Origin of the sequence: Frankia canadensis, assembly GCF_900197875.1 — a bacterium.
GTDB classification, from domain to species: Bacteria; Actinomycetota; Actinomycetes; order Frankiales; family Frankiaceae; genus Frankia; species Frankia canadensis.
In genome coordinates, this window is record NZ_FZMO01000553.1 from 1 (window position 1) to 25,850 (window position 25,850).

General features: G+C 71.2%; 14 protein-coding genes. 6 read left to right on the forward strand and 8 right to left on the reverse strand.

Going from position 1 to position 25,850, the window contains the following annotated elements; all coding sequences use genetic code 11:
• The 3 genes from C1A33_RS31805 to C1A33_RS31815 form a co-directional block, all read right to left on the reverse strand.
• The coding region (locus C1A33_RS31805; protein ID WP_101836105.1) for an amidohydrolase family protein at positions 1-1,331 on the reverse strand (1,331 nt) is incomplete at its 3' end.
• A 13-nt stretch (positions 1,332-1,344) separates the two neighbouring features.
• Complete coding sequence (locus C1A33_RS31810) at positions 1,345-2,406, reverse strand: ABC transporter substrate-binding protein (RefSeq protein WP_165818676.1); 1,062 nt, start codon at positions 2,404-2,406, stop codon at positions 1,345-1,347.
• Between the two features lie 13 nt (positions 2,407-2,419).
• Positions 2,420-3,403, reverse strand: a complete 984-nt coding sequence (locus tag C1A33_RS31815) for a 2OG-Fe(II) oxygenase family protein (protein WP_133150901.1) — start codon at positions 3,401-3,403, stop codon at positions 2,420-2,422.
• Positions 3,404-3,568: 165 nt separating this feature from the next.
• Here C1A33_RS31815 and C1A33_RS31820 point away from each other — a divergent pair, with 165 nt between their 5' ends.
• Positions 3,569-4,651 (forward strand): GntG family PLP-dependent aldolase, encoded by a 1,083-nt coding sequence (locus C1A33_RS31820; RefSeq protein ID WP_101836111.1) that lies wholly within the window; start codon positions 3,569-3,571, stop codon positions 4,649-4,651.
• Between the two features lie 105 nt (positions 4,652-4,756).
• Here C1A33_RS31820 and C1A33_RS31825 read toward each other — a convergent pair whose 3' ends face one another.
• On the reverse strand, positions 4,757-5,554 hold the full coding sequence (locus C1A33_RS31825) for a VOC family protein (protein WP_101836112.1): 798 nt from the start codon (positions 5,552-5,554) through the stop codon (positions 4,757-4,759).
• Between the two features lie 241 nt (positions 5,555-5,795).
• Here C1A33_RS31825 and C1A33_RS31830 point away from each other — a divergent pair, with 241 nt between their 5' ends.
• Positions 5,796-7,676 carry an acetate--CoA ligase gene (locus C1A33_RS31830; protein ID WP_101836114.1) on the forward strand — a complete coding sequence of 627 codons (1,881 nt, stop codon included), beginning with the start codon at positions 5,796-5,798 and terminating at the stop codon, positions 7,674-7,676.
• A gap of 90 nt (positions 7,677-7,766) precedes the next feature.
• Here C1A33_RS31830 and gad read toward each other — a convergent pair whose 3' ends face one another.
• Positions 7,767-9,176 (reverse strand): glutamate decarboxylase, encoded by a 1,410-nt coding sequence (gad, locus tag C1A33_RS31835; RefSeq protein ID WP_101836127.1) that lies wholly within the window; start codon positions 9,174-9,176, stop codon positions 7,767-7,769.
• 95 nt (positions 9,177-9,271) lie between these two features.
• On the reverse strand, positions 9,272-11,470 hold the full coding sequence (locus tag C1A33_RS31840; RefSeq protein WP_341477284.1) for an nSTAND1 domain-containing NTPase: 2,199 nt from the start codon (positions 11,468-11,470) through the stop codon (positions 9,272-9,274).
• Between the two features lie 799 nt (positions 11,471-12,269).
• Between C1A33_RS31840 and fxsT (C1A33_RS31845) the strand changes: the two genes are divergently transcribed.
• Positions 12,270-14,819, forward strand: coding sequence for an FxSxx-COOH system tetratricopeptide repeat protein (gene fxsT, locus C1A33_RS31845; RefSeq protein WP_101836140.1), 2,550 nt, complete (start codon positions 12,270-12,272; stop codon positions 14,817-14,819).
• Here the strand turns inward: fxsT (C1A33_RS31845) and C1A33_RS31850 are convergent.
• Together C1A33_RS31850 and C1A33_RS31855 are read right to left on the reverse strand one after the other, a co-directional pair.
• Positions 14,814-16,679, reverse strand: coding sequence for an HEXXH motif domain-containing protein (locus C1A33_RS31850; protein WP_101836129.1), 1,866 nt, complete (start codon positions 16,677-16,679; stop codon positions 14,814-14,816). The two genes, fxsT (C1A33_RS31845) and C1A33_RS31850, sit on opposite strands and share 6 nt — an antisense overlap.
• A complete protein-coding gene (locus C1A33_RS31855; RefSeq protein WP_101836131.1) occupies positions 16,676-17,917 on the reverse strand; it encodes an FxsB family cyclophane-forming radical SAM/SPASM peptide maturase in 1,242 nt (413 codons plus the stop codon). The genes C1A33_RS31850 and C1A33_RS31855 overlap by 4 nt, the downstream gene beginning before the upstream one ends.
• 593 nt (positions 17,918-18,510) lie before the next feature.
• Here C1A33_RS31855 and C1A33_RS31860 point away from each other — a divergent pair.
• The 3 genes from C1A33_RS31860 to C1A33_RS31875 form a co-directional block, all read left to right on the forward strand.
• On the forward strand, positions 18,511-19,956 hold the full coding sequence (locus C1A33_RS31860; RefSeq protein ID WP_101836133.1) for a TIR-like protein FxsC: 1,446 nt from the start codon (positions 18,511-18,513) through the stop codon (positions 19,954-19,956).
• Between the two features lie 9 nt (positions 19,957-19,965).
• Positions 19,966-23,895, forward strand: coding sequence for an FxSxx-COOH system tetratricopeptide repeat protein (gene fxsT, locus C1A33_RS31865; protein WP_243408135.1), 3,930 nt, complete (start codon positions 19,966-19,968; stop codon positions 23,893-23,895).
• Positions 23,896-24,550: 655 nt separating this feature from the next.
• The coding region (locus C1A33_RS31875; protein ID WP_101836137.1) for a serine/threonine-protein kinase at positions 24,551-25,850 on the forward strand (1,300 nt) is incomplete at its 3' end.

Consider the following 25,850-nt stretch of genomic DNA (forward strand, 5'->3'; position numbering starts at 1 on the left):
CCTCGCGCAGCCCGGTGCGGGCGGGGGCGGCGGCCGGCCACCCAGACCTCCCGCACCTGGGCGGGGCCGGCGGCCGCGGTGAGGATGTCGGCGAGCGGCCAGGCCGGATGGCCGAGCAGATGCCGCCACGGGCCGACGTCGACCAGGGCGAAGTCGGCGGGACCGCCCTGCGCCGGCGAGGCGGGCGCCGCCGATCCGAGCGCCGCGCGGGCGCCGGCCGCGGCGAGGGCGAGGGCGTCGGCGCCGGGAACCCGGCGGCGCGTCTGGCCCTGCCACAGGCCGCGGGCGAGCCGCAGCTCGGCCCAACCGTCGTGATCGTCGGACAGGGCCAGCCCGTCCAGGCCAAGGCCGACCCGGCCCATCCGGGCGACCGCTCTGGCCACCGGGGCGACGCCGGAGGCCAGGCGCAGGTTGGACGACGCGTTGAGGACGAGCGTCACCCCGCGGGCGTCGAGCAGCGCCAGCTCGTCGTCGCGAAGGTGGGTGCCGTGGGCGACGGTGGTCAGGGGGCTGAGCACGCCGAGCCGGTCCAGCGCGGGCAGCAGCCCGTCCGGGTAGACACGGTCGGCCCAGTGGCGCTGGCCCGGGCTTTCCAGCAGGTGCAGGTGCAGCCGCCGGCCGGTCTCGGCGCTGTGCGCGGCGAGCCGGGCGAGGGTGTCCTCGGCGACCCACTGCGGGCCGACCGGCCCGAGCTGCACCTCGCAGCCGACCCCCTCGACCCGCGCGGCCACCCGCTCCGCGGCGGCGATCACCGTCTCGGTCGCCGCCCGCCCGGCACCCGGCGCCGTCCGGGACCGCCCGGCCGGGTCCTCCATCGTGTCGTGCACCGGGTAGACGACCGCGGCCCGGATGCCCGCCGCCGCCGCGGCGTGGGCCGCGGCGAGCACCTCGCCCTCGACGTCCGATGTCTGCGGGTTCACGCACAGGACGGCGGCGCCGATCCCGGCGCGCAGCATCGCGGCGGCCGCGAGGCCGACGAGCTCGTCCTGGCCGCACCGCCGGACCGGCCGGGACAGCAGCGGCAGCCACTCCTCCAGCGGGGCGTCCGGGATGCCGGCGTCGACCGTGCCCGCCCCGCGACCGTGGTCATGACCGTTACACAGCAGTGGGACCAGGACGAGCGCCGGTTCGCCGCCGTCGCCGTGCGCGTCGGCGCAGGGCGAGGCCGGGCCGGGCCCGGTCAGCGGCCGCAACGACGTGATCACGCCGCCGTCGACGGTGAGTCGCCAACGGCCCACGGCACCGCCGGTCGCGAGGAACGGGTCGTCCAGGCGGCCGACCACCGTCCACTGGCCGCGGTCGACACCGGTCCCGGCGCTCGTCGAGATCATCCGGACGCGCTCCCTACGCGCCGGCGCCGGTGAGGATGGTGTCGGTCATGACCTTGGAGTAGTCCACCGGCTTGGTGATCAGCCCCGCCGTCCTGTACAGCTCGTAGACGGCTGCGAAGGACGACTGCTGAATCCACATCAGACCGTGGTCCTTCGCCGCGCCGCCGTTGATGAGCGGCACCGCGGCCTTCGCGGACACCTTCTCGTCGGCGAGCACCGCGCCCGATTCGTTGTGGTACTGGTCGTAGGTGTACTGAGCGATCTCCTCGGGATGGGCGACGAAGTACTCCCAGCCCTTGCGGTCGGCGCGCAGCCAGCGCGTCATGAGGTCCTTCTTGCCGGACAGTGTGGCCGCCTTGGCGAACAGCGCGTTGCCGTAGTCCGGGTTACCCAGGTCGGAGAAGTAGATGATCTTCACGTCGTTGCCGGCCTGCTGCAGCGACAGGCCCTGCTGGGTGCCGTACCCGATGTAGGCGTCGACCTGCTTGGAGGTCAGGATGCTCGGGTCGGTGCCGACCGGCAGCATCTTCACCGAGGTCGGGTCCACGCCGGCCCGGGTCAGCATCGCCGTCAGCAGGGGGCGTTCCGTGGTCGGCAGACCGACCTTCTTCCCGGCCAGCGCGGACAGCGTCGGCACCGGGTTGCTGCCGAGCGACATCAGCGCGTTCGGCGTCATCTGGTAGATGGTGGCGAACGCCTGCACCGGAATGCCCTTGCTGACCGCCAGCATGATGTCGGAGCCGTTGGCGTCACCGATGTCGGCCTGACCGCTGGACACCACCGAGACGGGATCGATGTTCGGGCCGCCGGACAGGAACTTCGCGTCGATGCCCTCGGCGGTGAAGTAGCCGTTCTTCAGAGCCGCGAAATGCCCACCGAACTGGGCGAGCTTCTTCCAGCCGAGCTGGCAGGTGACGGTCGTCAGGCCGCTGGACGTCGCCGACGCGCTGGTCGTGTCGCTGTCGTCGTCGGAACCGCAGGCCGCGATCACCGGCGCGGCGGCGAGCAGCGCGCCGCCGCCGAACATGCCGCGCAGCAGCGTCCGCCGACTGGCGGTGGAGTCGAGCACACTCATGGGGTTTGTCCTCTCAGGACGGGACGCGCTGCATGCGTTTGCGGGCGTGCACCCAGGCTCCGACATCGATCGGCCCGGGTGCGGTCGTGCCCGGGCTGACGCGGAAGGGCTCGAGGACCAGCGCGTCGTGCGGGCGGAAGAAGAAGGGGATGGACAGCCGGTCGCGGGCGAGGGTCGCCTCGGTCGGACGCACCTCGTGCGGTACCGCCCACCAGTCGTCGCCGGTGAGGAAGGTGAGCAGTTCGCCGATGTTGACGACGAACTCGCCGGGTGCGGGCACGACGTCGTGCCAGGCACCGGAGCGGTCCCGCATCACCAGGCCACCGGGGCCGGGCGGGTCCTGCAGCAGGATCGTGAACAGGGTGAGGTCCGAGTGCACCGCGTTGCGCATCCGCACCTCGGCGCCGGCGGGCTGCGCCGGGTAGTGGTTGGCGGCGAGGTCGGCCCAGTTGTCGTGGGCCATCGCGGCCCAGCGGGCGGACTCGACGCCCATCGCGGCGGCCAGCGCGAGCCCGAGCTGGGCAGCGGCGTGCTGCATCGCCGCGTAGAACCGGTGCCAGACGAGGACGAAGCCGGGCAGGTCGGCCGGCCACAGCGAGCAGTCCGCGAGCGCCGCCTCGACCAGCTCCGACTCTCGCCGCCCGCCGTCACCATCGACGAGCCCGGCGCCGGCGGCGAGGGTGGCGCTCACCCGCGGGCCGATGTGGAACATCTCCTTGTCGTCGGATTGGCCGTACTCGTTGCGGTTGTCGGCGCCGCGCCAGCCGACGTACTGGTCGTCGGGATCACGCAGCTCCCGCTTCACCGCCAGGGGCAGGGCGAACAGTGCCCGGGTGCGCTCGAGCAACTCGGGCGGCAGGCCGGCGGGCAGCGCGAGGTCGGTGAGCCGGAAGACGCCCTGTTCCCGGCAGGTCCGGTCGAGCTCGCCGAGCATGGTCGACCGGCCGTCCCGGGCCGCCTCGACAAGATCCGGCAGCGCGAATCCGGGAACACCCACCCCGACCACCTCCTGGCTTTGGATCCGAACTTGGATCCGAACGCTAGGAGCAGCTCGTTTCGGACAGGTCACGTGTCGCCGGACGTCTCGTTACGGCACCGCGGCCGCGCCGGGGACTCTTGTCACAGCCAAATCCGCAGGTGAGCCGGGCTAGCATCACAAATCATGACCATCGACGCACCGCCGCGTGACCGTCCCGACGGGCCGATCGACCTGCGCAGCGACACCGTGACCCGCCCGACGCCAGGTATGCGGGAGGCGATGGCGCGGGCGGAGGTCGGCGACGACCACTACGGCGAGGACCCGTCGGTCCGCGCTCTGGAGGAGTACGCGGCCGACCTGCTCGGCCACGAGACGGCCGTGTTCGTCCCGAGCGGGACGATGGGAAACTTCGTCGCCCTGCGGGCCAGCGCACCGGTCGGCACCGAGATCATCGCCGACACCGAGGCGCACATCGTCACCTACGAGATGGGCGGGCTCGCCGCACTCGGCGGCGTGCAGACCCGCACCCTGCCCGGACTCGCCGACACCGCGGACCCGGCCGCCGTGCGCGCCGCGATCCGCGCGCACGACATCGGCGGCAACTACAACATGGTCCGCACCAGCGTGCTGGCCGTGGAGAACACCCACGCCCGCGGCGGCGGGCGCGCCGTGCCACAGGCCCGGCTCGATCTGCTGGCCGGCATCGCGCAAGACGCCGGTATCGTGCTGCACTGCGACGGCGCCCGGCTGTGGAACGCCGCGGTCGCCCGCGGGGTCGAACCGCGCCGGCTCGCGGCGCCGTTCACCACGCTGTCGGTCTGCCTGTCCAAGGGACTGGGCGCGCCGGTGGGATCACTGGTCGTCTGCGACGCCGGCCGGGAGGCGGCCGTGCGGGAGTGGCGCCGCCGGCTCGGCGGGGCGATGCGCCAGGCCGGCGTGCTGGCCGCGGCCGGCCTCCACGCGCTGCGCCACCACCTCGACCGCCTCGCCGAGGACCATCTGCGGGCAGCGGACCTCGCCGCCCTGCTCGCCGACGCCGCGCCGAACCGGGTCGACCCGAAGCTGGTCGAGACGAACATGGTGCTCGTCGAGGTCACCGACGCGGGCCGTTTCGCCCGGCAGGCCGCGCAGGCCGGCGTGCTGATCGGCGCGATCAGCCCGACCACCCTGCGTCTCGTCACCCACCTGGACCTCGACGACGGCGACATCCGCCGCGCCGGCTCGGCGCTGGCCACCCTGCTGCGCGCCGAGCCGACCACTCCCTGACAAGGTAGATCAGCTTTCCTTGATCAAGACAACCTGGGCTGTCATCCGTCGAGCGGGTAGACCCTGTGGCCGGGGTGCGCCCGGTAGCCAGACCGGGCCGCGGGGTCAGCCCGCGGCGGGCGGGGTCGCCGAGACGTTCGGCCCGACCAGTTTGAACGTCGCGCCGGTCGGGTCCGCGGCGACGCCGAGCCGGCCGTACGGGGTGTCGATCCCGGGCTCGATCACCCGGCCACCGAGGGTGGCGACCCGCTCGAGCGACGCGTCCGTGTCCGCGGTGCCGAAGTAGACCGCCCAGTGCGGGGGCACGCCGTCCGGCAGGAAAGCGGAGCCGTCCATGATCCCCGCGCAGGCGGACTCGCCCTCGCCGTTGGTCGCGTACCGGAACTCCGGGGTGTCCCCGACGATGTGGACGTCCCAGCCGAACACCTCGCGGTAGAAGTCCAGAGCCGCGGGGAAGTCGCGGGTGTAGAGCTCGAACCAGCCGGGTGCGCCCGGCTCGGCGACGACGCCGAACCCGGTGTGCACGCCCGGCTGCCAGATCCCGATGGCCGCGCCGGTCGAGTCGGTGATCACCGCCATGACGCCGAGGTCACCGACGGCCATCGGCGGCACGATGACCCCGCCGCCGTGCTCGGTCGCCGCCGCGACGGTCTTCTCCGCGTCCGGGGTGGCCAGGTAGATCGACCAGCCGTCGGGCGCCTCCATGCCGGGCTGCTTGGGCATCAGCCCGCCGATGCGGACGCCGTCCTTCGTGAGGTTGGTGTAGCCGCCGAACTCGGCCGCGGGCTTCTCCGCCCCCCAGCCGAACAGCTCCCGGTAGAACGCCTTGGCCCCCTCGGCGTCCGACGTCATCAGGTCGGCCCAGCAGGGGGCTCCGGCGGGGGTGTTCTCGCGCGTGGGCATCGTGAACTCCTTCGGGTGCGTCAGACGGGCGCGGTCAGCGGACGCCGTCGGGCGCCGCGAACCGTGTCATCACCTTGGACCCCACCTCCGACAGGATTTCATCGCTCGCCGCCGACCGCCCGCCCACAAGCCCGTCGACCGTCCGCCTGGCCTACATCCGGACCACATGGAGCCCGCCCGCAGGCGGATCGCTCGCCGGATCGTCTCCCCTCGATCGCCGGACCAGGGGAGGATGGCGACCATGAACGCATACCAGCGGGAGCGCGACCGGGCCGCGACGGATCCCGCGGGATTCTGGGCGGACGCCGCCCAGGCCATCACCTGGACCAGGCCGCCGCGGCAGGTCCTGGACGACGCGCGCCCCCAGTTCACCCGCTGGTTCCCCGACGCCGAGCTCAACACGTCGGCGAACGCCCTCGACCGGCACGTCGACGCCGGTCGCGGCGGCGACGTCGCGCTGATCTACGACTCGCCGGTCACCGGGACGGTCCGCCGGTTCACCTTCGCCGAGCTCACCGACGAGGTGGCCCGGGCCGCGGGCGCGCTGGCCGCCCTCGGCGTCGGCCACGGCGACCGCGTGATCATCTACCTGCCGATGATCCCCGCGGCGGTGGTGAGCATGCTCGCCTGCGCCCGCCTCGGCGCGGTGCACTCGGTGGTCTTCGGCGGGTTCGCCGCCGCGGAGCTCGCCGCCCGGATGGACGACGCCCGGGCGAAGGTCGTCGTCAGCGCGTCCTGCGGGATCGAGCCGACCCGCATCGTGCCGTACAAGCCGATGCTCGACGAGGCGATCGCACAGGCCACCCACGCGCCCGAGGCGACGCTGATCGTCCAGCGCGACCAGCAACGCGCCACCATGGTCGCCGGGCGCGACCACGACTGGGACGAGGCGCTCGCCGCCGCCGCGCCGCATCCGCCGGTCCCCGTCGCCGCCACCGATCCGCTGTACATCCTGTACACGTCCGGCACGACCGGGCGCCCCAAGGGCATCGTCCGTGACAACGGCGGGCACGCCGTGGCGATGGCCTGGTCGATGCGCAACATCTACGACATCGGGCCCGGCGACGTGATGTGGGCGGCCTCCGACGTCGGCTGGGCCGTCGGCCACTCGTACACCGTCTATGCGCCGCTGCTGGCCGGCGCGACGACCGTGCTGTACGAGGGCAAGCCGGTGGGGACGCCGGATGCCGGGGCGTTCTGGCGGGTCGTCTCCGACCACGGGGTCAACGTCCTGTTCACCGCGCCGACCGCGATCCGCGCGATCCGCCGCGAGGACCCCGCCGGCGACCTGGTCCGCCGGTACGACCGCGCGTCGCTGCGCGCGCTGTTCCTCGCCGGCGAGCGCCTCGACCCGCCCACCTACGAGTGGGCCGTCGCCACGCTCGGCATTCCGGTCATCGACAACTACTGGCAGACCGAGACGGGCTGGCCGATCGTCGCGAACCCGCTGGGCCTGGGCCTGCTGCCGCCGCGCGCCGGCTCGCCGACGGTGCCGATACCCGGCTACGACGTGCGGGTGCTCGACCCGGCCGGCGAGCCCGTTCCCGCCGGCACGGAGGGTGCGATCTGCCTGCGCCTGCCGCTGCCGCCCGGCGCCCTGCCGACCCTGTGGGAGGACGACGAGCGGTACGTCGCGTCCTACCTGTCCGCGTTCGACGGCTACTACCTGACCGGCGACGGCGGCTACCTGGACGAAGACGGCTACGTGTTCGTCCTCGGCCGCACCGACGACGTGATCAACGTGGCCGGCCACCGGCTGTCGACCGGATCGATGGAGGCGGTGCTCGCCGCGCATCCCGCGGTCGCCGAATGCGCCGTCGTCGGCGTCGCCGATCCGCTGAAGGGCCAGGTGCCGCGCGGGTTCGTGGTGGTGAAGGTCGGTGCGCAGATCGCCCCCGAGACGCTGGCGGCGGAGCTGGTCGCCCAGGTCCGCGCGCGGATCGGCCCGGTCGCGGCGTTCGGGCGGGTCGATGTGGTGCCCGCGCTGCCCAAGACCCGCTCCGGCAAGATCCTGCGCCGCACCATGCGCGAGATCGCCGACGGCCGCTCCCCCGCCGTCCCGCCGACCATCGAGGACCCCGCCGTCCTCGACGTCCTGCTCCCCGTCCTACGCCCGTCCTGATCTGGACGCTGGCACACGGACATGACCCGACACGCGGCCGGCCTGAGGCACGCCGACCGCTCGATGTCCCCGTCGGCGAAGGACGTCCGGTCAGTGGTGGAACGAGGCGGCCTTCTCCGGGGGTAGTGGCGGGATCCTGCGGCCGGTGGAGGACAGCCGATCGACGACCCGGCGCAGGTCGGCGACGAGGAGCTCGGCGAGATCGCGGCTGAACTCGTGCCGGACGACGATCCGCAGCACGGCGAGGTCCTCCAGGGCCGGCGGGAAGTGGTAGGCCGGCACCAGCCAGCCCCGGATCCGCATCAGCTCCGAGACGTCGAACACGGTGTAGTCGGTGACGTCCGCGCGCAGCCGGAACGCGAACGCCGGGATGCCGCTGCCGTCGGAGACCAGCTCGAACGGCCCCATCTCCGCCACCCGCGCGGCGATCCAGCGGGCGTTGTCTCGGCATCCCCGGGCCACCCGCTGGTAGCCGGCGAATCCGAGCTGGAGCAGCGTGTAGTACTGCGCGACGACCTGCGCGCCCGGCCGGGAGAAGTTCAGCGCGAAGGTCGGCATCGTGCCACCGAGGTAGTCGACCTTGAAGACGAGCTCGTCAGGCAGATGCGCCTTGTCCCGCCACAGCACCCAGCCGACGCCCGGGTACACCAGCCCGTACTTGTGCCCCGACGTGTTGATCGACACCACCCGGTCGAGCTGGAAGTCCCAGACCAGGTCGGGGTCGCAGAACGGGGCGATGAACCCGCCCGACGCCCCGTCGACGTGCACCGGGACGTCCGGTCCGCCCTCGCTCGCGGCGAGCTCGTCGAGGGCGGCGGCGATCTCGGCGACCGGCTCGTAGCTGCCGTCGAAGGTCGACCCGAGGATCGCCACGACACCGATCGTGTTCTCGTCACAGCGGGCGACCGCCTCGTCGGCCGTCAGATGGGTCCGACCGGGCGCCATGGGTACCAGACGCGGCTCCACGTCCCAGTAACGGGCGAACTTCTCCCAGCACACCTGGACGTTGATCCCCATCACGATGTTCGGCCGGTCGGTCGGGGCACCCGCCTCCCGCCGCCGCGCCCGCCAGCGGCGCAGCATCGCCAGTCCCGCGAGCATGCACGCCTCGGACGATCCGGTCGTCGAGCATCCGACCGCGTGCTCGGCGTCCGGGGCATGCCACAGATCCGCGAGGATGTTGACGCAGCGCCCCTCCAGCTCGGCGGTCTGCGGGTACTCGTCCTTGTCGATCATGTTCTTCGACGAGCACTCCGCCATCAGCCGGTCGGCAGCCGGGTCCATCCAGGTCGTGACGAACGTGGCCAGGTTCAGCCGGGCGTTCCCGTCGAGCATGAGCTCGTCGTGCACGATCTGGTAGGCGGTCTCCGGCGGCATCGACTCCGCCGGTAGCCGGAACCGCGGCACGCTCGTGTCGACGGCCCCCGGCCGCACCAGCCGCGGCCGCACCTCGACCGTCCGCCCCGCCCGCTCCCCACTCGCCTGCCCGTGCAGCGCCATCCGTGTGCATCCCTTCCGACTCCCGCGGTCGCAAAGCGGCCCGCTCTGGGCAAGCACCTGATCACACCGTCATGGGACCAACGGATCGTCGGATGTCAGATCCTCGCGCCAGGATTGCCCAACAACCGGTCCACCTCTCGGCGCTGGTGCGGCAGCAGCGCGGGCCGACGCGCCTCCACGGCCCGCCGAAGCAGCTCGTCAGCACGCGTGTCGTCGCCGATCACACGGAACACCCCGGCCGCATGCCACAGCACCGGCCCGTTGTCCGCCGCGTCGTCCAGGATCGCCGTCGTCTCCGCGGAGGCCGTCGCCGGCTGACCGAGCCGGGCGAGCGCCAGTGCCCGGGCCGCGCGGGTCTCCGCGGCCCCAGCCACCGCACCGAGGGCCGCCACACTGCCAGCGGCGACTCCCGTGGCCAGCCGGCCCAGGCGGTCAAGGTCCTCGAGCGCCGCCGCGTCGTCACCGAGCTCGACGCGCAGCCGCCCGCGTTCGGCCAGCGCTGTCGCCGACCGGGGGGCAAGCGTGAGCGCGGTCGAGAAGAGCGCGGCGGCAGCCCAGCGCTGGCCCGAGTACCACAGGGCCCGACCAAGATCGATATGAATGTCGGCATCGTCCGGGATCCGGGCCGCAGCCGACTGCAGCTCCCCGATCGCCGCCCCGATCCGGCCGGTGCGCAGCAGCAGTCGGGCGGCCTGCGCCAGCGCGTGCCCCGATGCCTCGACATCCGGCAGCGACCCGTAGAGCTCCGCCGCCTGCCGATATCCCCGCACCGCCCGGTCGAAGTACCCCTGCTCGCCGTCGATGTCGGCGAGCAGCTGCAGGGCCTGGGCGCGGGTACGCGGATGGACGGAGTCCGGCCGCAGCACCTCGCCGGCGTGACCGCGGGCGGCGGCGGCATCACCGTCGGCCCGGCTGATCAGTGCCGCCTGGAGATAGTCGGCCGCGCTGATCGCCGTCACCGCCGAAGCGGTGACCGGCCAGTCCGGCACTGCCGCCTGCAGCACCGGGATCAGGCGGTCGTCGAACAGCTCGAACCGGCGGGCGCCCGCACGCCACTCGCCGACGAGCACATACCGTTCGACGAGCGCATCGAGGAGCTCCGTGGGCATGCCGGCGGTCATGGCGAGACCCTCGTCGACGCCCGCACGACGGCCTCGCTCGGTGATGAAGGTGTGGGCCAGCCAGTGGCGTACCTCGCCGGCGTCGAGGTCGTGCCGCCGGGCCTCCCGCGCGACGACCTGGGTCAGGTACGCGGACAGCGGAGCGTTGGTCGCGGTCCACGCCGGTGCTCGCCCGAGCGCGACCGCGGAGCGGCCGGTGCGTTCCCGCCACAGCGCGCTCGCGACGAGCTGCAGGTGCAGCGGTTGGACGCGGTCGCTTGCCAGGGTGGCGGGAGTACCCGCGGCGTCCATCACCCGGCTGGTGGTCAGATCGTCCAGACAGGCGTCGACGGACTCCGGGGACAGCGGGCTGCCCGCCAGCCGGGCCGGTTCGGCGAGCGCCAGAGCGGCCGCGTCACGATCCAGGGGTGCGATGACGACCTGGGCGGCCTCGCGGCCGGCCGCGAGGACCGGCAGGTGCGGCTCGAGCGAGGCCAGCCCGCTCTGCCGGACGACCAGGAGCAGCCGAAGATTCGGCAGCGCGGCCACGGCCGCGCCGAGAAGGGCCAGGAACTGCTCGCGCAGGGCGTCCATGGGCGGCGGGGCCGGCGCGAACAGCTCCTCGAACTGGTCCACCGCGGCCAGGACCAGCCGATGGTTCGAGCCCACGGCGGGACGCGCGTGGTCGCTTTGGCCCGGATGACCCGGATGACCCGGCCGGCCCGGGGCTGGCCCGGCCGGCGGATGTCCGTACAGCGCGTCGCGCAGCTCCCGCGGCAGAGGCGCGTCTCCACCCGGGCCGGACCAGGTGCGCAGCAGCTCGGCGGCGAACGGGTTGATGTCCTGGCGGCGCCGGGTCCAGGGTTCGCCCGCCTCCGGGGTCGCCAGCGCGCTCGCGGCCAGCACGCCGTCGCCGTCGGACTCGGCGGCGGGTCGCCGTACCCGACCTACCGCCAGTACGTCGGCGTCCAGAGAGGAACAGTTCGGAAGGAGACCGGCACGCAATAGTGAAGTCTTTCCCGCGCCAGATGGTCCGCACACGACAACCAGCCGGTTATCCAGCCAGTTCGCCAGCAACAAATGCGCGGCCGCGGCCCGCCCGAAGAACCGGCCCGCGTCGGCCTCCGAAAAGGGCCGTGTCCCGGGAAACGGGCCGGGGTCCGGGCGAGGCGTCATCGCGCGACCCTCGTACATCTGCGACCAGCCAGCCGCACCCTGCCTGTCCAGCAGGCAACGCCATCCGGCGCCGAGCCGGCTGGTCCCGACGGAGGCCGACAGGCAGGAGCTGTGCCGACCAGCCCGCAGCCCGGGAACGGCGCAGCCATGGGCGCTCCAGGTGCAATCGCGCTGCCGCCATCCGCTACGACTGATTCGACATCCAATGTGGTGGTGCCCCTCGTCGACCGTCCCCGACGTCGGCAAATCCTATCGGAGACCGGGTCGGCCGACTCCCGGACCAGTTGGCTCGGCCACATCGGCAAAAGCCTGCCAGGCTGTCCGAATAGTGGTTGACCACCGTCTGCCAACGGTCCGGCGATCCATGCCGGCCGAGCCAGCGAACCATGGGCCCCGGTCGTGGAGCCGTTGCCCGGGGGTCAGGGCGGCGGGACACGCGCCCATACGTGGCAGGGCGTCCGCGCCGCCCGGTGCGCCGGCGTCGGCCAGCTCCGGGTCCACTGGCTGACCTGCGCGTTTTCGCAAAATCCCAGCGCAGACCAACATCAGGATCAGGATTTGGTGCACGCGCTCCCAAGATGGACGGATTCCCGACAACCGAACTGGACTCACAACAGGGTGAACGCCCTCTATCCCCCGCCCCGTGGAGGTAGCATTCAACCTCTCAGTACAGTTGTAGTTTCCGCAGGGTCGGGCGCTCGGGCACCGCAGCACGAAGCCAGCTCACGAGGCGTGGGAAGCTCCAGGAGTCCATGCCTCGCGTTGATGACTGACGCGGGGCCAGCCGACTGACGCGGGGGACAACAGGGTGGACGCGGTGGTAAGTTCGGTTCCGGTGCAGGACACCGGTCGGCGTGTGCCGATCGTGTGGGGAAGCGTGCCGCAACGGAACAAGAACTTCACCGGCCGGGAAGGTCTGCTCGCCGAGCTGCGAGGCCGGATCACGTCGGACAGCCTCGATGTCACGGCGGTGTTGCCGCACGCCCTGCAGGGGATGGGCGGGGTCGGTAAGACCCAGCTCGCCGTCGAGTACGCCCACCGCTATCAGACCGACTACGACCTCGTGTGGTGGGTCGGCGCCGAACAGCCGGCGGTCATCCGTTCCGCCCTCGCCGCACTCGCCCCGCGCCTCGGCCTGACGGAGGGCGGCCCCCTGCGCACCGAGGACGCCGTCGCCCTGGTCCTGGACGCCCTGCGCCGCGGCGACCCCTACCGGCGCTGGCTGCTCGTCTTCGACAACGCCGAGAGCCCCGAGCTGATCCGCTCCCTCATCCCGCATGGCCCGGGCCATGTCCTCGTGACCTCACGCGACCGGAGCTGGCTGGGCCAGGTCGACGCGATCGAGGTCAACGTCTTCGACCGTGCCGAGAGCGTGCAGTTCCTGAGCCGGCGGGTCCCGGGGATCACCGCGAGCGACGCGATCGAGCTGGCCGGGGCGCTCGGTGACCTCCCGCTCGCCCTCGAGCAGGCTGGCGCGCTGCAGTTCGAGACGGGCATGGCCGCCCAGGAGTATCTGCAGCTCTTCCGCGAGGCGTCCGGCCGGCTGCTCGCGGAGAGCCAGCCCACCGACTATCCGATGTCGGTGGCGGCGGTGTGGAGCCTGTCGATGAGCCGGCTGGAGGAGCAGTCGCCGTTCGCGCTGCGGCTGCTGCGTCGCTGCGCCTTCTTCGGCCCGGAGCCGATCTCCCTGGAGCTGCTCGACCGCGGCAAGTACATCCTCAACTCCGACTTCGGCACGGCGATGCGGGACCGCCTCGCGGTCAGTCGCGCGATCCGCGACATCGGCCGCTACGCCCTGGCCCGCATCGACACCAGCGCGCGGACGCTGCAGGTGCACCGGCTCGTCCAGATCGCCATCCGCGAGGAGCTGCCCGCCGAGGATCGGGAGCGCATCCGTGACGAGGTGCACCAGCTGCTGGTCGCCTCCGACCCCGGCGACCCGGACCGCCAGCAGAACTGGCCGCAGCTCAACCAGTTGCTGCCGCACATCGTGCCCTCGGAGGTCTACCGGGCGAAGGAGCCCCCCGCGCGCCGGCTGGTCGAGGCCATCGTGCGCTATCTCTTCCATACCGGCGACCTCACCATCGGCCTGGTCGAGGCGGACCGGGCGCTCGAGTCCTGGATCGCCGATTCCGGGCCGGACGACCCGGACGTGCTCGTCCTCCAGGGCATCAAGGCGAACATCCTGTGGACCCTCGGTCGCTATCGGGAGGCCTACGAGCTGCGCCGGCCCACCCTCGAGGCCATCACCCGGGTGCTTGGCGCGGACCACGAGGAGACCCTGCTGATCCTGAACGGCCACGGCGCGGATCTGCGTGCCCGCGGAGAGTTCCAGGAGGCATGGCGGCTCGACGAGGACTCCCTGGCCCGGCACCGGGCGCTGTTCGGTGAGGAGGATCCCGCCACCCTGCGGGCCGCCAACAACCTCTCCGTCGACTACGGACTGATCGGCTCCTACGGCCGTGCCCTCGAGGCCGACGAGCGCACCCTGGCGGATCGTCGTGCGGCGGCGGGCGGGGAGGACATGTGGGTGGCCCAGTCCATGACCGCGGTCGCCCGCGATCGGCGCCAGGCCGGCCTCTACCTGGAGGCCAGGCAGTTGGCGGAGCAGGTCAATCTCCTCTGCCGGGATCTGGTTCAGCGCCGCGTGATCCCCGCTGATCACAGTTATGTTCTGCTGGCGGCGAAGGACCTCTCCGTGGCGCGGCGCAAGGCCGGCGACTTCGTCGGTGCGCTGGAGCTCGCGCGCGAAGTGTACGAGCGGTACACCGACGCGCCGAACTTCGGCTCGGAACATCCCGACAGTCTCGCCGCCGCGATCAGCCTGGGAAACGCGCAACGGGTGGCTGCCGACCCGTACGAGGCGACCGAACGGATCGAGAAGACCATCCGCCGGTTCCGCGACGTCCTCGGCCCCGAACACCCGTACACCCACGGCTGCGCGTTGAACCTCGCTCTGGTGTACCGCCAGCTCGACCGGGTTCCGGACGCCGAGGAGCTGCTCACCGACGCGCTCACCGGCCTGCGGGCACGGCTGGGTGAAGACCATCACTACACCCTGACCTGTGTGACGAATCTGGCCACGGTGCGCGCCGCGCTCGGGCACCCCGACGAGGCGCTGGCGATGGGCGAGCGGACGCTGGTCAACTTCCGGGAGCTGCTCGGTCCCGACCACCCGCACACCCTGGTCTGCGCGACCAATGTGGCGCTGGACATGGATGCCACGGGACGGGCGGACGAGAGCAAGGCGCTCGCCGAGGACACGATGCGCCGCTACCGGCGCGTCCTTAGCGAGGAGCATCCAGACGTGCAGGCGGGCCTGCGCGGCGAGCGCCTCGACTTCGACTTCGAGCCGCCGCCGCTATAGCCCGGGGCCCGCGTTGGCCGAGTGCGCCGACGAAGCGGGCAACCAGGACGAGAGGAGCACGGGATCGGGCCGCCGCCCGCTCAGCTCCTCGACCGCATGATGCAACGCGCGGACGAGTTCCGGGCAGGTGGCCAGCGTCCGAGCGCTGGCTGCCTTCGACTCCCAGGCGCACAGGGCGAGCCCGGACCAGGCATCGAGGCGGCGCGGATCCTCTGCGATTCGGGCCCGATAGCCGTCCTCGGCCGCCGCGAGGTCTCCGAGCGCGTGCGCCTGCTCCGCCGCCGGGACGTCGTCGCCAAGGGCACCGGGTACGCCCTCCCACGCGGCCTGGAAGGCTTTCGGCTCGCGAAGCCGGAGATGTGCGAGCTCCAGCTGGATGCTCCGCGGCAGCGCTCGCGGCCCCGCCTGCACCCGGGCGGACACCCGCAGGTCAGCGGGAGCCGGCCGCCCCGCGAGCCACGCTCGCGCGAGCGGCACGACCTGGTCGGCTGACGGCTCGAGATTGCGCAGCCGCCAGCTGAGCCTGCTCTCGGCGCTGATCCACGCGGCCAGCCACCGCGGCTCGTCCGGCACCGTCGCCAGCCGGTGCGCCCAGACCGCCGCCTGCATGCCGTCCAGGAAGCGCAGCCCGAGCGGGGTCATCGCCCCGGACAACCGCATGATGATCAGAACTCGCCACACGTCCTCCCGCCACCGGGCGAACTCGAAGTGCGCATATCGATGGTCCGGATGCGCCCGGCGTTCGTCGTCCCAGAACTTCGTGAGGCCGAGATAGGCGTAGGCACCCTGCAGAAGGCCGGCGAGCGGGCGCGGATCGGCCCGCCAGGGCGCGTAGAACAGCCGGCCATCCGCCGGTTCACACAGTGTGAACAGGTCGAGCAGGGCGGACAGCTTGTTGTGCTGGAACTCGTGCAGCAGGGCCGCGGCGCAGGACAGGCCGTCCCGCGGCAAGGTCATCGCGACCGCTCCGAAGGCATCCCCGGCCGAGGCGCTCAGTTCGGTCGCGCCGTCCGTCGCGCGCAACGGGAAGATCGTGGTGACCGCCGCGGCAAGGGCCCGGGCCGCCACCTGATCCCGCTGCCACAGGATTCGCCATCCGTCGTCCAGGCGTCTCTGCCACTGCTCGATCATTTCCGGCTCGAGGTCACCACTCACGGGCAGTCCGAGGTGGTGACGAACCGGGTCGACGAAGTCGAGCCGCAGGTCTATCCCTCGCCCGGCCATCTCGCTGCGCAGGGCCGGAACCCGCCGCCAGGAACGGGCCGAACCGCAGGGTCCTGGGTCGTCGCCGGACTCCGAACGCCACGAGATCCTCATCCGCGTGACGCCCCCGGGCCGCGGAACGCGCGCATGGATGGTGAGCTCGCCGCCGGCCACCCGCCCCCGCAGCCAGCCGGCCAGCACTCCGCGATGGCGACCAACCGTGGGCAGCACCAGCTCACCCTGCCAGGCGAAGAGGGTCACCTCGATGTCGATGCCGGTCCGCAGCGCGGCCACGACGGCCAGGGCGCCGAGGCCAGCGAGATCACCCGCGATCGGAACGGCGGACGACACCGTGCCACGCATTCGCCGTAGGCAGTACATCGTCCACAGCCCGAATCCCGGCGACGTCAGCAGTTCGGCGACCGTGTCCGGGCGCGCCTGCTGGGCCGCGGCGAGGGCTCCGTAGCTGTGGGCCAGCCCACTGTCGGCGGCCGCGTCGGGGACGAGCCGCGCGGCGTCGTCCATGACGGCGCGTAGCGCCAGCATCCGCCGGCTCAGCTGGGTCGCCCGCAGGCGATGGATGAGATCGTCCCCCGCACGCCCGGCCGCCAGCTCGTCGAAATCGGACTCGGCGAGCTGGTGGAACCGCACGCTCACTCGGTCCGGCGCCGGGCATCGTCGAGATCGGCCCGGATCCGACGGCCTATGTGCGTGATGAGTGCGAACAGGTCCGGACAGTACACCGAGCGGTTCCGGAAGCCCGATCCGGGCCGGTAGCGATGTGGGTAGTACCCGCCGCCGCAGACTCGATGGACGGGGCAACGCGAGCACTCGGCGCCGAGCGCCGCCGCGCCGATCTGCCGCGCCACGATGCCCGGATGACGCAGCGCGGCATCAAGATCGTCCCGGTCAACGTGCAGACCAGTCCCCGCCGCGCCGTGGTAGGCGGACTTGAGCGCGTCGACCTGCTCCAGCGAGCCGTCCGTCTCGACCACGATCACGGCGGACGGGGTGAGGCCCACGGTCTCGATCCTGCTGTGGCCACCGAGGAGCATTACGATGATCTCCTCGAACAGACGTACGTCCGTTTCGTGCTCCGGCGCGGAGTACCACCGGTCGAACAGAGTTACGAGCCAGTCCGCATACGGCGTACGCCGATCGTCCGCCACCCGCCCGGGTGGGCGGGCCGACCAGTTCCCGTGCGGTAGCAGGAAGTCGACCGCGGGTGGATGCCACGCGAGCAGACCCTCGTAGACCTCCACCGGGTCGTTCGCCGGATCGACGACGCAGAGCAGGCCCCCGAAAACGACACGGAATGGCTCGGCTGTCAGCCGCGCAAGCCCGGCCCGCACCGCGTCGAAGCTGTCGCGACCGTTCCGCCGCGGCCGCCGCCGGTTGTGCCGAGCCGCTCCGCCGTCGAGGCTCACCCCGATCTGGATCTCCCGGGCACGACACAGCTCAAGCATGGCGCCGTCGAGCAGCGTCGCATTGGTCTGCAGGCTGAACGTGAGCCGGCTCGCTGCCGGCATTACGTCCCGAAACGTGTCGACCACGTGCTCGAGCAGATCGGTTCCGGCCAGCACCGGCTCGCCGCCGTGCAGGACTATCTGCACGTCCGCAAGGCTGTGCCTGCGTGCGTGAGCCGCGACCCGCGCGGCCGTCGCCTCTACAGTCCGCCGGCTCATCACCACGGGCTGATCTCGCCAACCCTGGTCCGCCTGGTGATAGACGTAGCAGTAGGTGCAAGAAAGATTGCACCTGCTGTGCACCTTGAGAACGACCTGCTGGAAGGGCTCGCCTAGCCAGTACGATTGGCCGACGAGCTCCTCGAACGGGACATTATACGGCCATTCGGAGGTGGCGGGCGGACCCGCCCCGGAAAACTCAAGCGTCATTGCCAGGGCCGACCGAGACCACCTGGTCTGCCGATGGCGCGACGCTCGCGAAACCCGAGTATCGGGACAGTGAGGCAGTAGCCTCCCGGCGGAGTCGGCGCAGCGCGCGACCGAGCTCCACACCGGGGACTTTCAAGATCATTTCTAGATCGAGTCCGGTCATATCGGGCTGGTGAGACTCGATGCCTGCCGATCCGCTGGACACTGCATTACCTCCCCGGCCCACCCTGATCTTCCAAATCTAGCCGTCCCCGGCGGCCGGCGCGCGCAATGCGGCCAACCCACCGGCCCAACCTGGGAACCGATGCTCACACCCGATCCGAGACCACGTCGTAGACTCGGATTCCGCGACTCATCGACACCTGTCGCGGCCGGGAAGCGGGCTGCGCGGGGTGCGGGGGCACTGGATGGGAAACGACAGACCACGGCGGGCGCCCGCGGAAGCCCTCCGCGAGCCGCCGAACCACCGACCGGGCTGCCCGAGGCCAGCGGATCAAAAGCCCGGTATCCTGGCGGGCAGGTCTGATCGACGCCCGCGGTCGCGCCCGCCTGTGTGGCTCTCTCCGCGCCAGCGGCGACGCGGTTGACGCCAGATGGCCGGGCTGCCCCTGTACTTCTTTCTCAGCTATGCGCGCCTCGACGGCCAGGGTGACAGCTACCTGCACCGCTTCGTGGGCGATCTGCGGCGAGAGGTGCGCGCCCGCTGTGGCCATCCCTCCGCCGAGGAGGTCGGTTTCCTTGACACCACCAGCATCCAACCCGGCGAGGCGTGGTCCGCGGAGCTCGCCGAGGCGCTTCGCCGGTGCCGGACCTTCGTCGCGATCTGTTCCCGGAGCTTTTTCGCCAGCGAGTACTGCGGCCGGGAGTGGCGTGCATTCGAGGACCGCCGCCAGCACGGGCAGGAGAGCGGCGGAGTGCGCTCGCCGACACTTCTCCCCGTGATCTGGACCCCGCTGCCAGATCCGCCGGCGGTCCTCGCGGAACTGCAGTATGATCACGTCGGTTTCGGGAAGCTTTACGCTCGCCACGGGCTGCGCTACCTGCTCCAGCTGACACGGAACCACGACGAGTACCAGGAGTTCCTGGTGACGCTGGCGGAACGGATCGTGTATCTCGCGGAGAACTCAGCGTTACCTCCACTGACCAGGGCGCCAGATTTCGACAAGATCCATAGCGCCTTCCAACCGTCCGGCCCCGTTGCCGATCGGCCGAGCATCGCGGTCGTGGGCTCCGCCCTCGGCCCGGATGCGGCGGCGGGTGAGGATGACTACCCGGGCGAGCGGGACGATGCGCCCGGCTCTGGGGCCATGGGTGTTTCCCCGCCGGGCACGCCACGCGATGACCGTGCCGGGGCCCCGGCTGAGATCGCCACCACCGTCGCCCGGGGCCTTCCTCCCGGGATCATGGGCGAGCCGGCCGGGGCAGGCGAGGAGGGTGGAGGTCCCAAACGGGTGACGTTCGTGCTGGCGGTCGCCTCGACCGCGGAACTGTCACGTCTGCGCAGCAAGCTGGAGTCCTACGGCAACCAGTACGACGAGTGGATGCCGTACCACCCTCGCTTTCCCCAGCGGGTGTGCGTCTCCGCTCAGGCGGTTGCCGCTCGCCACGACATGTCCTCTCAGATCGTCAGACTCCAGAACGGGATCAGCGAGCTCCTCGAGACCTCTCGTAAGCGCAACGAGGTGGTCATCTTCATCGTCGACGCCTGGGCGTCCCAGCTCGACTACTACTACAGCGCGCTGCGGGAGTACGACGACCGCAACGAGCCCTTCACCGGCGTCCTGGTGCCCTGGAACCCGGAGGACGCCGAGACAGCCACGCACGCGACCGCCCTGAAGGAATCGCTCGAGCGCGCGCTGTGGAAGAACGTCGTTCGGGGAGACAACTTTCTCCGTATGGAGATCCACAGCCAGGAGGAGTTCGACACCTCGCTTCTGCAACTACTCGTGGACACCCAGGCCCGCGTCTTCCGGGCGCCATCCGCGGTCCGCCGGCCGAGCTCTCCCCCACGTCGTCGGCCGTTTCTCGACGGCCCGTAGGAGAAGACCGTGTCAGTCGCATCGGAGGGGCGCATCGTCACCTTCTACTCCTACAAGGGTGGTACGGGGCGTTCGATGGCGCTCGCCAACACCGCCTGGCTGCTGGCGAGTAACGGCCGGCGGGTCCTCGTCGTGGACTGGGATCTCGAAGCACCCGGCCTCCAGCGGTACTTCCATCCGTTCCTGCACGACCCGCAGCTGCGCTCGACCCGTGGGGTAATGGATCTGATCTGGGACTTCACCGCTGCCGCACTGTCTCCCCCGATCCGCGGGGAGGAGGACTGGCTGGAGCGGGCCAGCGCGATCACCCCGTACGCCGAATCCCTGAACTGGGATTTTCCCGACGGCGGGACAGTTGACTTCGTGTGCTCGGGGCGGCACGACGCCGCGTACTCCCGGCGGCTGAGCTCGTTCGACTGGACCTCCTTCTACGAGGAGCGCGGCGGAGCAGATTTCCTCGACGTCGTCGCGGAAAGCATGCGCGAGTCCTACGACTGGATCCTGATAGACAGTAGGACGGGCCTGAGCGACACGGCGGGAATCTGTACGCTACACCTGCCCGACATCGTCGTGAACTGCTTCACCCTCAGCGCGCAGAGCATCGAAGGAGCCGCCGCCGTCGCACGCTCGATCGCCGGCCCGGAACGCGACCGCGGAATTCGAATTCTGCCCGTTCCGATGCGGGTGGAGGACAGCGAGCGCGCAAAACTCGAACGGGGTCGTGATGTCGCCCGCGCCACCTTCGACTCCTTTCTGCGAGGCATGGACCCCGGCGAGCGGGAACGATACTGGGGCGACGTCGAGATTCCCTACAAGCCGTACTACTCCTACGAGGAGATCCTGGCGGTCTTCGGCGACCGTCCCCACCAGGAGGGCACGCTGCTCGCGGCGTACGAGCGGCTGACCGCGCATCTCACCGAAGGCGAAGTCAGCGAGCTGCCCGCGCAGGACGAACGGCAGCGGCGGCGTCACCTCGCGCGATTCGAGCGCCAGCAGGCCGAGATACCCCTGGCGATACACGTGAGCCACGCCCCGCGCGACCGCAACTGGGCCGACTGGATCGCCGGAGAGCTGGCGACGGTGGGCTTCGCCGTGACCGTCGAGTCGCTCGACGGGCGGGACGGCGCCGCGCCGAAAACCACCGGGGACGCGGACGTCCGCACGGTCGTCGTGCTCTCCCCCGCGTATGTCAGCTCCCCCGACAGCACGGACCACCTGCGCGCGGACGTGGCCGGTGGCGGGGTCGGCGCCGTTCACCCGCCGCTCGCCCTGCGGGTGAAGGATGTGGAGCTACCGGCCGAGTTCGACGGCCTCGACCTCACCGAGCTGGTTGGGCTGGACGAGGGCGCGGCACGGCGGGCGCTGTTCGCCGCAGTCGGCCCCCCCACCCGCCGGTCCCCCGACACTCCGCCGCTGGCCAGATCAACGACCTCCGCGCGCTTTCCCGGCGCGCCGCCGCAGATCTGGACCGGCGTCCCGGCCCGGAATCCGGCCTTCGTCGGTCGGGAGGACCAGCTGGCCGCACTACGCGAACGCTTCGTCGGCACCGATGCGGCACCTACCCGCACGCTCGTCCTGCAGGGTCTGGGTGGAGTCGGCAAGACCCAGATCGCCGGGGAATACGCCCACCGCTTCGGATCCTCCTACGACCTGGTCTGCTGGGTCGGTTGCGACCAACCGGCCCTGGTCCGCAGCAGCCTGGCCGCGCTGACCGACGCGTTGCACCTGCCGGAGCGGCCCGGGCACGAGCCCGTCACAGAAGTGATCAACGCGCTTCGGCGGGGGGATCCCTACCGACGCTGGCTCCTGGTCTTCGACAACGCCGAGAGCCCGGAAGACATCGCCCCGCTGATGCCATCCGGACCGGGTCACGTGCTCGTCACCTCCCGCAACCAGCGCTGGCAGGGACGACAGGCCCGCCTGGAGGTCGGGGTGTTCAGCCGGGACGAGAGTGTGGCCCTGCTGCGGCGACGGGCCCCCTCACTCACCGAGGACATGGCGGCCCGCCTGGCCGAGGCCCTGGGCGACCTGCCCCTGGCCCTGGAGCACGCCGGCGCCTGGCATGCCGAGACCGGGATGTCCGCCGAGGGCTATCTGGAGCTCCTCGAACGCAGCCCGCGCCCGCTGCTGCTGGAAGGGGAGATTCCCACCTATCCCAGACCGGTCGCCCGCACCTGGCTCCTGTCGGTCGAGCGGCTCCGCGAGCAGATGCCGGTCGCGGCGCGGCTCGCCGAACTGTGTGCCTTCCTCGGCCCGGAGCCGATCAGTATGGAGATCCTGGCCGGAGACGACCTTCGCGACCTGTCAGATCCCGACGACCAGGCGCTGCGGGATCCTCTCCTGCTGGCAACCGCGGTGCGCAACGTGACCGAGCACGCGCTGGCTCGGGTGGTGGACAAGGACGGGAGTTCCTGCCTGGAGATGCACCGTCTGGTGCAGGCGGTCCTCCGCGACGATCTGACGCCACAACGCAGGGCGCAGGCCCGTCGGCGGGCCCAGGAGCTGCTGGCTGCCGCCGATCCGGGCGACCCCGACGGCCCGCAGGCATGGACTCGCTATGCCCAGCTACGCCCGCACATCCGGGCGGCGGACGCGGTCCACTCCACCGTCAGGGCTGTCTCCGAGCTGGTCCGTAACGTTGTCCGTAGCCTGTACACGCAGCGGCACCTCGGTGACTGTCGAGAACTCGCCAGCGAGATTCTTCCTGTCTGGCGTGACAATTTCGGCGAAGACGACCGGCGGACCCTGCGGATCGCCCTCGATCTTGCTGACAGCCTTCGCGCGCTGGGCGATCCGACGACGGCTCGAGAGCTGGACGAGGCGGCGAGGGAGCGACTCGTCCGCGCCCTCGGCCGCGACCACGACCTGTCGTTGCGCGCGGCGCGGGCGCTCGGTGGTGACCTCCGGGGGATGCGGCAGTACCAGCAGGCACGCGCACTCGACGAACAGACATACGAACGATTTCGGATCAACAGCTGGCTTGACCGCGAGGACGGAATCAGCGCAGCGAACAACCTGGCCGTCTCCCTGCGCTTCGTCGGCGACTTCCGCCGGGCCCTCGAGCTAAGTCGAGACATTCATGAGCGCGTACGCGCACAGGAGCCCCCCGCCAAGAAGGTTGACATTCTTCAGTATACTGACAGCTACGCCCGGGATCTGCGGGAGTGCGGACGGTACCTGGAGTCACTCGCCATACTGCAAAAAACGCAGGAGGAGTGCAGAGAAAATCTCGGCGAGGACCACGCGGATACACTGAGATCGCTTCGTAACTTCGCAGTGTCCCTGAGGTGGTGTGGCCGAGAGGATGAATCTCGCCGAATCTCCGAATCCACTTTCAGAGCGTTTCGTGACCGATTCGGTCTGGACCATCGCGAGACCCTTGCCACCGCCGTCAGCCTGACCTATGATCTCTGCCTGGCCGGGGAGAAGGTCGCCGCCCGTCGGCTGGCCGAAGACACACTCCATCGCGCCCAGAACCATCTGGGAGCGGACAGCCTCGATACGCTGGGCGCGGCGAACGCCCTGGCCGTCACCAGCCGCCGGCTCGGCAACGCGGCGGCCGCGGCGACGATCGCCGAACAGACACTCGCCAAGCTGCAGTCATCCCTTCCCCCTGGCCATCCGTTCATTTACTACGGTGCTGCCAATCTCGCCAACTGCCTTGACGACCTCGGAAGGGTGCACGAAAGGAACCAGCTTGACCGGCTGGTCGAGAGCAGTCTGCAGACGCACCTCGGCTATGAGCATCCGCAGACCATGATTTCCACGGCCAACCGTGCGACCAGCCTGGCGAACGCGGGCATCGATGGAGTCGGAAACACCGTCAGCCCGGAGGTGCTGGAGGAACTCCACGCGGGACTCGGATCCGAACATCCGATATTCGCGAAGATCTCCGCCGGAGATCGCATCGACTTCGAAATCGACCCTCCACCGCCGTGACCGGACCATCCCTTTTCCGGGTCAATCCGTCACGGGCGGCGCCCCGATGACGGAGTTGAATCCGGACTGTGCGCCCAACGGGGCCTCGGAAGCCCGCCGAAGCGCGACCACGGCGTCCCGGATGCGCCGATTCTTGTGATCTTGAAGGTGGGCGAGATCGATCTCTGAGAGATCGGGTAGTTCTGACTCGAAGGCCTCGTATCCGGCGACCATGACTCGCTTCCCCTCCAGCTTCGGCCGGATGCGGCCGATGTCCGATGCAGCGTACGGCCCCCCGACCTTCCACCTGGCGGCCCAGGGGGCGGAAATGCCGAACAGTCACCAGCCGTTGCATCGACGGCGCTTCGGATTGGCCGATGTAGGTGCTCCGGACACGGTAGGCGCCGCGACGCGGGTGCGATTCAACCGCCGATCAACTTGCTGCACCGGCGTGGTCGCTGCCCGGAACTGTTCGTCGCGCGACCCCAGCCGCGACGCGAGCGGTGGTCATGTACCGAAGTCCTGACTGTGCTGCCGGGACTGGCTGACTTGTGCTGCCGGGACTGGCTGACTTCGCGGTCGGCAACCGGACAGTCGATGTCAGACGGTCCGGTCTACGGTGAAACACCGGTTCGCACCGCCGGATGCCGCCCGTGCGGAGAGGAGCTCGCCGACCGTGCCGGTGTCACCACTGCGCCGCACCGACCCGACGGAGATCGGGGGCTATGCGATCGCGGCCCGGTTGGGCGAGGGCGGCATGGGCGTGGTGTACCTCGCCAACGGTCCGGCCGGCCGGCCGCTCGCGATCAAGCTGATCTCGCCTCGCGTGACCGGCGAGCCCGATTTCCGACTGCGCTTCCGGCGCGAGGTGAACGCGGCGCGCGCGGTAGGTGGGGCGTGCGCGGTCCGTGTCGTCGCCGCTGATCCGGACGCGCCCCGACCGTGGCTCGCCACCGAGTACGTCGCCGGATCGAGCCTGGCCGAGGTCGTCGACGCCGAGGGCCCGCTGCCGGGACCGGTGCTGGACACGCTGGCCGCCTGCCTGGCCGAGGCGCTGCTCGCGATACACCAGGCGGGAGTGGTCCATCGCGACCTCAAGCCGTCCAACGTCATCCTGTCGGCAACCGGCCCAAAGGTGATCGACTTCGGGGTGTCCCGGCTGGTCGAGGCGACTCCCCTGACCGGGCCGGGGTCGATCCTGGGCAGTCCGGGCTACATGGCACCCGAACAGGTCTCCGCGGACCAGATCGGGCCGGCCGCCGACGTGTTCTCGTGGGCCCTGACCGTCGCCTTCGCCGCGACGGGACGCCCCCCGTACGGGCTGGGGCGCCCGGAGGTACTGATCTACCGGGTGATCGGTGAGCGCCCGGACATCCGCGGTGTCCCCGAACGTTTCGCCCCCATCCTCGAGGCGGCGCTGCGGCCTGATCCGGCCAGCCGACCGACCGCTGCGGCGCTGCTGCGCTGGCTGCTGCCCGACGCCGCCGATCCGGCCGACGCGACGGCACGACTGCTCGACGAGCAATGGCGGCTGACAGGCCACGCGGCCCAGGCGGCTGTCCCGCTCCCGATCACCCGCCTCGTCCCGCCGCACCAGGCCGCCCGCTCCGGGCCGGGCAGCGCGCCCGCCGGGTTCGGACCGCCCGGGCCGTATCCCCCGTCCGGGCCAGCGCGAAGCCCCTCCGGACCAGCCACACCGCCTTTCGGACCAGAGGCGAGCCCCGACGGGCCCAGCCGGCCTCCGACTCCGGGGGCGGTACCGGCGGCGCGTCGGGCGGGCCGGCGGGCCTGGCTGTCCAGCCAGTGGATTCCCATCACGATCGCCATCGTCGGCGTGCTGACCGTGACGATCGTCGCCATGGTCGTCACCAGCGGCGGCAGCACGTCCGCCACGCCCCCCACGCCGCCGACCGCCGCGCCGACCAGCGCACCCACGGTGCCCACGCCGAGCACCGGCCCGTCCAGCGATCCCACCC